The organism is Lysinibacillus sp. (genome assembly GCF_032093475.1).
GTDB lineage: Bacteria > Bacillota > Bacilli > Bacillales_A > Planococcaceae > Lysinibacillus > Lysinibacillus irui.
Genome location: NZ_DAMDAY010000157.1, coordinates 1 through 8,488, shown reverse-complemented (window position 1 = coordinate 8,488; position 8,488 = coordinate 1). Strand labels below are relative to the sequence as shown.

The 8,488-nt window shown below is 37.7% G+C and carries 10 protein-coding genes; 9 read left to right on the top strand and 1 reads right to left on the bottom strand.

Going from position 1 to position 8,488, the window contains the following annotated elements; genetic code table 11:
• On the top strand, positions 1-423 hold a 423-nt coding region (locus RT445_RS21715), incomplete at its 5' end, for a S16 family serine protease (RefSeq protein ID WP_313471538.1).
• 82 nt (positions 424-505) lie between these two features.
• Here RT445_RS21715 and RT445_RS21710 read toward each other — a convergent pair.
• On the bottom strand, positions 506-1,717 hold the full coding sequence (locus RT445_RS21710; protein WP_312506811.1) for a nucleotidyltransferase: 1,212 nt from the start codon (positions 1,715-1,717) through the stop codon (positions 506-508).
• A gap of 166 nt (positions 1,718-1,883) precedes the next feature.
• On the opposite strand from RT445_RS21710, the gene RT445_RS21705 reads away from it, so the two are divergent.
• From RT445_RS21705 to mraZ, 8 genes are all read left to right on the top strand, one after another.
• The gene (locus RT445_RS21705; RefSeq protein WP_274795851.1) at positions 1,884-2,417 is read left to right on the top strand and encodes a YceD family protein; all 534 of its coding nucleotides are present in this window, start codon (positions 1,884-1,886) and stop codon (positions 2,415-2,417) included.
• 24 nt (positions 2,418-2,441) lie between these two features.
• Entirely contained in the window at positions 2,442-2,615 is a 174-nt protein-coding gene (gene rpmF / locus RT445_RS21700; protein ID WP_004224819.1) for a 50S ribosomal protein L32, read from the top strand.
• Positions 2,616-2,778: 163 nt separating this feature from the next.
• Entirely contained in the window at positions 2,779-3,546 is a 768-nt protein-coding gene (locus RT445_RS21695) for an enoyl-CoA hydratase/isomerase family protein (RefSeq protein ID WP_312506810.1), read from the top strand.
• A 110-nt stretch (positions 3,547-3,656) separates the two neighbouring features.
• Positions 3,657-4,034: a transcriptional regulator gene (locus RT445_RS21690; RefSeq protein ID WP_274795853.1), complete on the top strand. Its 378-nt coding sequence runs from the start codon at positions 3,657-3,659 to the stop codon at positions 4,032-4,034.
• A 353-nt stretch (positions 4,035-4,387) separates the two neighbouring features.
• Positions 4,388-5,290: a ketopantoate reductase family protein gene (locus tag RT445_RS21685; RefSeq protein WP_312506809.1), complete on the top strand. Its 903-nt coding sequence runs from the start codon at positions 4,388-4,390 to the stop codon at positions 5,288-5,290.
• The gene (locus tag RT445_RS21680) at positions 5,287-5,682 is read left to right on the top strand and encodes a DUF3397 domain-containing protein (RefSeq protein ID WP_312506808.1); all 396 of its coding nucleotides are present in this window, start codon (positions 5,287-5,289) and stop codon (positions 5,680-5,682) included. The genes RT445_RS21685 and RT445_RS21680 overlap by 4 nt, the downstream gene beginning before the upstream one ends.
• A 374-nt stretch (positions 5,683-6,056) precedes the next feature.
• Positions 6,057-7,673: a bacillithiol biosynthesis cysteine-adding enzyme BshC gene (gene bshC, locus RT445_RS21675; RefSeq protein ID WP_274795857.1), complete on the top strand. Its 1,617-nt coding sequence runs from the start codon at positions 6,057-6,059 to the stop codon at positions 7,671-7,673.
• Positions 7,674-7,926: 253 nt separating this feature from the next.
• On the top strand, positions 7,927-8,358 hold the full coding sequence (gene mraZ / locus RT445_RS21670) for a division/cell wall cluster transcriptional repressor MraZ (protein WP_312506807.1): 432 nt from the start codon (positions 7,927-7,929) through the stop codon (positions 8,356-8,358).
• Positions 8,359-8,488: the final 130 nt, after the last annotated feature.

The window sequence follows — 8,488 nt, the reverse complement described above, 5'->3', positions numbered from 1 at the left end:
ATATCTTATACAGAAAGCAAATCTATCGAAACAATTCCGAAAGTAACGATGAAAACGGAGGATATCGGAGGGCCTTCAGCTGGTTTGATGTTTACGCTTGAAATATTGGATCAGCTTCTTGATGAAGATTTAACGAAAGGCTACGCAATTGCTGGTACTGGTGAAATGCTAATAGACGGTTCTGTAGGTAGAATTGGCGGAATTGATTATAAGGTTATTGCAGCTGATCGAGATGGCATGGAAATCTTCTTTGCGCCAGATGATGAAATTTCTAAAGAAATGAAGGCGAAATATCCAGAGCTAGAATCTAATTATGCAACTGCTGTAAAAACGGCAAAAGAAATCAAAACCAAAATGAAAATTGTTCCAGTGAAAACGGTAGATGATGCCATCGACTATTTAAAGCAGCTACAGCCAAAATAAAATCTAAACCCGAACTATTTCGAAACGAAAGCTTCACAGAATAGTTCGGGTGTTTTTTTGATGTAAAAATCTTTTGGAATAGTTAACAACGGATAGGTGGTGTTTGATAGTCCTTAGGAAGGGGGCGATCTTTTGTTCCTTGTTCGATACTCAAATTGTATAGCTCTGCAGCATGAATATCGATAGCTAACATCGCATCATTGGTAGCTGCTACTCGGCTAATTAAAGGTAACTCAATATCCTTTTTATGCTTACCTAAATAAGCTTGTCCTTTAGAACTCATGCCTAGTAATCGAATAAAGGTTGGCTGTTCAAAAATTTGAAGCTGTTCTTTTGTAAAGCCAGTATAAATATGTGTGATCATACGTTGAAGACGAGTCCATGTATAACGTTTGGATTTTACTTTTTCCATAAAGCTATTGAAAGAATTGCTGGTCTTGGCTGCCTTCACTATGGCATTTTCAATACCTTCTGTTACTTCTGCATAACGAGTGAGTTCTGAAGGTGTATGTCTTATTATAGTAAACTGCAATAATGGCCAAAATCTTTCCCAGCTTGCAAAATGGTTATATTTATTATACCAATCAGCTAAAAAGTCAAAAGTGGACTCTGGGACAACATTTTGCACACTCTGTAAAGAACTTGTGGACGCAAGAGCTTTACGTATACCCGTTGCACTGGCGATCGATGAATCTTCCTTTAAAACATCATGATAGCCTGCTGCGATGCGAGGAATTGTTAGTGGTTTAATATGGCTCCCAAGTGACTTGGCTGCTTCAAGATAATGAAAGCCCAGAATATTATTTGGTTGAGCAAGATCGATGTATGGAGCAGGGAACTTCTGAGAAAGCTGTTCATAGGCATAATGTAGACTTTTAGGATAGCTTGCACCTGTTTTAAGGCTTTCTTTAATAAGTATGTCATATTCTGAACGGTTGTGGTCAATCAGCTCAAAAGTGTTCAAAAACGGTTGAATAGAACCATTCTCACTACCAAAGGCAAACGACTCACAGTCAACAGCGCTTAATAAAGAAATAGCGCCTTTTGCAAAATCGGAGGCAGGTGCTGTACTATAGACATAAGGAAGCTCGATCACTATATCCACACCGCCAGCAAGGGCCATTTTAGTACGTGTCCATTTATCAACCATGGCAGGTTCTCCACGTTGTAAAAATGTTCCGCTCATCACTGCAATGACGATATCCGCCTGTGCTACTTTTTTAGCCTGTTTTAAATGATAAGCATGTCCATTGTGAAAAGGATTATATTCAACAACAATTCCAACCGCTTGCATGCTTTTCCCCCTTATAATTTGTGTCTTTATTTAAAACTGTAGGAGCAAATACACTTCTCATAGTATATAATTATAGGTGGGTTTTAAAGTGGTGACAAGAAATTATCTTGACATCTATTTTTACACATTATATAATCAACAGTGTTGTCTCGAGGTGATTAAACGAATGAAATGGTCAATTCATCAATTATCTAAATACCGCCAAAACGGGATGCCAATCGATGCCTTTGTCCAGCTGGATGAAGTGATGGAGCGAAACCAGGATATTCGAGCAATTTCGCCCGTTCATGTAAAAGGGCTATGTACTTTTGGTGCATCGCAAATGACATGTCAGTTAACTGTGACAGCGACGTTAACACTTCCATGTGCTCGCACGTGGGAGGATGTTGAGTTTCCTATCGAAGTTGAGACAGTTGAAATTTTTAGCTGGATTGACGAAGATAAGCGAGGAGACGATGACGGAGACATTCACTATATTGACGGTGAAGTCATCGACATGAAACCAGTTCTTGAGGAATTAATTTTACTTGAGGTACCAATGCAAGTGTTCAAAGAAAATTCTGAAGGACAAATGCATGGTGGTAAAAATTGGTCTTATGCAACAGATGAAGACGTAGAGCTACACAAAAAAGCTGATGAACAAAAAGTGGATCCAAGACTAGCTGCTTTAGCTAAGTATTTTGATCAAACAGACGAATAGACGATCTGTAAGGAGGTGCCATCAATGGCTGTACCATTTAGAAGAACTTCTAAAACTGCAAAAAGAAAGCGTCGTACGCATTTCAAATTATCTGTACCTGGTATGGTAACTTGCCCTAACTGTGGTGAGGCTAAATTATCACACCGTGTTTGCAAAGCTTGCGGACAATACAAAGGTAAAGAAGTAGTTAGCAAATAATACAGTGTTTGCTCACTTAAAAGGCTAGTAGAGAGACCATGGCTCTTTACTAGCCTTTTTGTTGGCTTAAAAAGACGGAATATTTTGTTGATTATGAAGTTCTTTACAATAGTAAAATAATTGTATGATACAATTTATTCATTGAAACAGAGGGGGTAACAATATGTCTTATAAAATTGATAATGCTGAGGGCATTATGACGTTTACAATTAATCGTGAAGAGAAGCGGAATGCGGTTAATGATGAGGTTATGGATGGTCTTCAAGAAGTCATTACATATATTCGTCAGCATGAAGATGTCCGATTTTTAGTAGTGACAGGTGCTGGTGATAAATCATTTTGTTCTGGTGGGGATTTATCAGAGTTTCATTCGTTAGAAACAGAAGATGAGGCATTTGGTATGTTAAGTAAGATGGGGAAAATATTATATGAACTTGCAACACTGCCGGTGCCGACTATTGCTCTTATAAATGGTACTGCTGTTGGAGGTGGTTGTGAGATTGCTACAGCCTGTGATTTTCGTCTAGTGGCAAGTCATGCGAAGTGTGGCTTTATTCAAGGGACCTTAGCGATTACAAGTGGTTGGGGTGGTGGTACATACTTATTTGAGCGGGGATTACGCCATGATCGTGCGATGAAGATGCTTGTAGATGCAAAGCCATATCCCGCACAGCTATTATATGAGATAGGGTGGGCTATGCGTGTTTTTGAAGGCTCGAAAGAAGAAGCGTTGGATGATTTTATTGAACATATGCGTAAAATCCATCCTTCTGTTCATAAGGCGTATAAAGAAATTGAACTTCGGAAGTGGCGTGAACGCAATATGTATGAGCGTGTAATGGAGGAAGTGCGGACATGTGCAAAGTTGTGGGAAAGTGACGCGCACCACCAAGCAGTTAATAATTTCTTGACAAAGAATAATAATAAGTAATGTATAGAGGCAGTGATAAGAGGAAATCAAGATCACTGTCTTTTTTCATGCAATGATTCTATTTTGCTCGTTACTGCATATAGTAGTAAAAAATGCGAGGGTGATAGATTATGGAATTGAAAAAAAGAAAAGATCAATGGACAAAGGAAGACGATGAAAGACTAGCAGAGATTGTCTTGCATAATGTGCAAAATGGTAAAACGCAGCTAGAAGCCTTTGAAATGGCGGCTGCAGAACTAGGTCGTACAAAACAAGCATGTGGTTTCCGCTGGAATAAAACATTACGTGGTCAATATAGTCAGTCGCTATTAGCTGTGCGAAATCAGCCGCAACAATCTATGCGAAGTCACTTGAAATTGGCATTGACAAGTTTTGACGAATTAACTGAGGCTTATCAAACGCTTGAAATGAAGCATCGTGAATTGCAAAATGAGCATGAGAAATTGGTGAAATGGCTACAGCAAGGCTATTCTTTGATGAAAGATTAAAGTGACAGGTGTGAGGCATTTTTAAACAATGAAATTCATTGCTTTTCTGGAGGTAAAACCCTTTCTGTATATCGTCAACAATCAAACAATCCTGTATAATAAAAGAACCAATGTTTAAGGTGCCTTAGATCTAATCTAGGGCACCTTATTCTTATCGTTTTATTTTAGCTTTGGAAATTTCTTTTGTCCGAAAGAGGAGCACTTGTAGCGTTCAATCACCATGTCCTGAGTGGATGACGATGTGAATTAATGGTTCTGAAATCCCAGGGGAGTGAAAGGCATAGTTTAGTTAACCGTTATCATAAGAAGTGACTCAGAGGACAGTACACATTGAGATAGAAAGGGTGTAAAAAATGAAAGTGGCCATAATAGGTGCCGGAGCAGTTGGTCAATTAACAGCAAGTTTTTTAGCTGAGTCGGGTACATCGGTATCATTGGTTGTGAGAAGACAGGAGCAGGTTAATGAGCTAAATACTAAAAAGTTGACACGTATCAACGTGGACGGAACTAAAACTGTGCAAAATATTGTTTCTACAACAAATTTGACTTCTCTTCCAATGCAAGATTTACTAGTGATTGCTGTTAAATATAGTCATTTGCAACAGCTCTATAAACAATTAGCTTTATTACCAAGTGATATACCGTTATTATTTATGCAAAATGGATTAGCGCATTTTGAAGAAGTGTTAAACTTACCACAAAAAAACATTGCCTTTTGCTCTGTGTCCTTTGGTGCTCAAAGGGTAGATCAAACAACGGTTCGTCATAGAGGAGTAGGACTGTGTAAAATTGCTGTAGAACGAGGGAAACAACACACCTTTGAGAAGTTACTTCAATTACATTGTTCTTTGTTTCCTGTTGAAATGGTTAGTAATGCGGAGCAAATGCTTTTTGACAAAGCCATACTTAATAGTTTGATTAATCCTTTAACTGCTGTACTACAATTAAACAACGGGGAGTTAGTAACAAATAAACAAGCGTTTTTACTGATGGAAAATATTTATCAAGAGCTTACTGAAGCGTTTGAAAACATGGAACACTCCATATCTTTTGGTGATGTGGTAGACTTATGTAGGAAAACAGCCGAAAATACATCATCTATGCTGGCGGATCGCCTGCAGGGTAGAAAAAGTGAAATTGAAACAATAGTTGGCGTCATTTTAAACAAAGCATTGGCAAAGGGTCATCATTTGCCAACTTTGCGTACTTTATATCACCAAGTACTTGCACTAGAGGAGAGCGGTGAAAGAAGTTGAAAGACCTTTTACATATCGTGATTAGTATCATTATTTTTTGTCCAATAGTTCTTTTTGTTATTGTTTATCTCGTAGGTAGAAAAATTAAAATTCGTGGCACACATGCTTTTGGAGCAGCCTCTGATGTTACGACATTGTGTTTGTTTTTTTCGGTCCCCTTAGCTATTGGGGTGTTGTGGCGTGTGAATGTAGGAGCACTTTTAGTGATTCTTGCACTAATGATGGCTATGATTTTTACATATATTGATTGGCGAACGAAAAAGGAACTAGAAGTGAGGCCGTTATTAAAGAAGATTTGGCGTTTTTTGTTTTTAATACTTAGTACAGCATACGTAGTCATTTGTATCGTAGGCGTTATTCAATCCATTATAGAATATTTACATGTAGTCTAAGCATTTTCTTTTCATGTTGAAGCTATAAGCGTTAAAATAGTAGCATTGAAAATAGTTATTAAAAAATCATTTTGTATGAATGGGAATATTCATTGCATTTATACACCTTAGTGCTAGAAGCATAGTATTGGGTGAAAACATTAAATTTAATTTTTTTGTATGTTTTTGTACCGAATGAACAGGAATGGGTACCCTTCTTAGAGGGAGCTTTTAAGATACTCGTTCTCTGGCATAAGGTGTATCCACATTATGTTGCCTAAAGTATTTTTCGAGCAAGTTCGGAAAAACCGAATTGGGATTATGTGCATAGTATGAATGGAATAATTTCTCGTTCCAAGTAAGAATGATTTAGTGAGTAGAGGAGTTTATGATAAATGAAACTGGAGTCTATCCAAGTACCTATAAAAAATCATGTGCTAGCAGATTACTGGTCGCCAAATACTGCTATTCATCAGTTTTTTGAATATGATTATAATGATCAAGCTTTTGAGGATCGAGCGAAGCATTTAGCCCAACATGCCCGTGATCAAAAAGAATTAACAGCTATCATCCGACAATTTATGGAGCCGTTTGGGCTATCCCAAAAAGCGAACGAACACTTAGAACAACTAGAGCAAGGAGCTATGGTAGTAGTTGGTGGACAACAAGCAGGTATCTTAACTGGCCCTCTTTACTCCGTTCATAAAGCTATTTCAGTGATAGCATTAGCCAAAGAGCAAAGTGTAAAGCTGCAACAGCCTGTTATCCCTGTTTTTTGGATAGCCGGAGAAGATCATGATTTAGAAGAAATTAATCACACGTATACAGTTCATGGAGAACTACTGAAAAAGCGTGCATACAGTGAGCGATCTAGACGTAAGACGATGGCGTCTGCAACAACGTTAAACAAAGAAGCGATGACACAATTGATTAACACAATTGTTCGAGATATTGGTGAAACGGAGTTTACGGAAGCGCTAATTAAACAATTGGTGGACGCATTAAATGATAGTGAAACATTTACGGATTTCTTTGTTTGTTTAATGAATCAACTGTTCAAAGAAGAAGGCTTGTTGTTAATTGATGCTGCTGACTTCCAATTCCGCCAATTTGAAAGTAAATATTTTGCACAAATTATTCAAAACAATGAAGAAATTGCTAGAGTAGTAACCGAAAAGGAAGAAGAGCTTGAGCAAGCAGGCTACGGGAAGCCTATTTTGGCAACAGCTGAAGCAGCCAATTTATTCTATGTGGAAGATGGAGAACGTCATCTTTTAGAACGGAAAAATGAGCTGTTTGTTAATTTAGCAGCGAACATCAAGTTTTCACAAGAAGAGCTACTAGATATTGCAGAAAAGCACCCTGAACGTTTAAGTAATAACGTAGTGACTCGTCCTTTGATGCAGGAGATGGCACTGCCTGTCCTAGCGTTTGTTGGAGGACCTGGTGAATTGGCCTATTGGGCTACACTGAAAAATGCATTCAAGGTATTAGATCTACAAATGCCAATTTTTGCACCACGTCTTCATATCACAATTGTTACAAGACATGTAGAACAGTTGTTACGTGAGCATCAACTAACGGTTTCAGACGTTTGGGAAGGAAAGGCATTGCAATTGAAAGAACGCTTTATTGCAGATGTTCAGGATAGTGAAGCGAAGCGTCAAATTCATGACATGCAGCAATTATTAACTGAAAAGTATGAGGAGCTAGCATCCTACTTAGAGAAACAACAATTGCATTTAGATAAAATCCTTGAGAAAAATCAAGAAAATCATGCGAAGCAATTTGATTACCTACAGCAAAAAATTGAACAAACTGTACTAAGTAAGCATGAAACGACTATTCGTAAATTCACGACATTGCAAAATGAGTTGTACCCAAATGATGGTTTCCAAGAGAGAACCTATAATCCATACCAATATTTCAATGAGTTTGGACCTATGTTAATAACTGAAATGCTAAAGCAAAATTATAGCATCGGTAAACACCACTATTTACTTTATTTATAAACGTAATATCAGGTGCTTTTTACCTAAGTGATTATTTGATATCATGTGGATATGATGAATGATGTCTGAAAAAGTAGTATTTAAAGAGCTATCCTACTATGGGTAGCTCTTTTTTTATGTCCTTTAGCATATGTCGGATAATTCCCTAAAGGTCTAATTGCATATTAAGCGATAAAATGTCAAGTTTTTTTTAAAAAAAGTGGAGGAAAGTGGGGGGATGTGGTACATTATTTAATAAAGTGGGGTGAGTAGTATGTTCATGGGAGAATATCAACACTCCGTTGATGCGAAAGGGCGATTAATCGTACCGGCAAAATTTCGTGACGCTTTAGGCGAAACGTTTGTTGTTACAAGAGGTCTCGATAACTGTCTATTTGGCTATCCTATGAATGAATGGCGAAAACTCGAAGAAAAATTAAAAGGTTTACCAATGACCAAAAAAGATACACGTGCATTTGCAAGGTTTTTCTTTTCTGGAGCAACAGAGGTAGAAATAGACAAGCAGGGGCGCATCAATATCCCAACAACACTTATGCAACATGCACATCTTGTCAAGGAGTGTGTGGTGTTAGGCGTTTCAAATCGAATTGAGATTTGGGCTAAAGATGCTTGGGAAGTTTACTTTAGTGAGTCTGAACAATCTTTTAATGAAATTGCAGAAAATATGATTGGCTTTGATTTTTAACTTTGATAGGTATTACAACGCAAATGTTGTATGAGGTTAAGGCCTGAAAGGAGCGTGTGGTATGTTCGATCATACAACCGTGTTATTAAAAGAAACTGTTGATGGGTTGAACATCGATCCTGATGGTGTA

Coding starts and splice junctions, on each gene's coding strand:
- RT445_RS21710 (WP_312506811.1), bottom strand. CDS start 1,717: ATGCAAGCGGTTGGAATTGTTGTTGAATATAATCCTTTTCACAATGGA.
- RT445_RS21705 (WP_274795851.1), top strand. CDS start 1,884: ATGAAATGGTCAATTCATCAATTATCTAAATACCGCCAAAACGGGATG.
- rpmF (WP_004224819.1), top strand. CDS start 2,442: ATGGCTGTACCATTTAGAAGAACTTCTAAAACTGCAAAAAGAAAGCGT.
- RT445_RS21695 (WP_312506810.1), top strand. CDS start 2,779: ATGTCTTATAAAATTGATAATGCTGAGGGCATTATGACGTTTACAATT.
- RT445_RS21690 (WP_274795853.1), top strand. CDS start 3,657: ATGGAATTGAAAAAAAGAAAAGATCAATGGACAAAGGAAGACGATGAA.
- RT445_RS21685 (WP_312506809.1), top strand. CDS start 4,388: ATGAAAGTGGCCATAATAGGTGCCGGAGCAGTTGGTCAATTAACAGCA.
- bshC (WP_274795857.1), top strand. CDS start 6,057: ATGAAACTGGAGTCTATCCAAGTACCTATAAAAAATCATGTGCTAGCA.
- mraZ (WP_312506807.1), top strand. CDS start 7,927: ATGTTCATGGGAGAATATCAACACTCCGTTGATGCGAAAGGGCGATTA.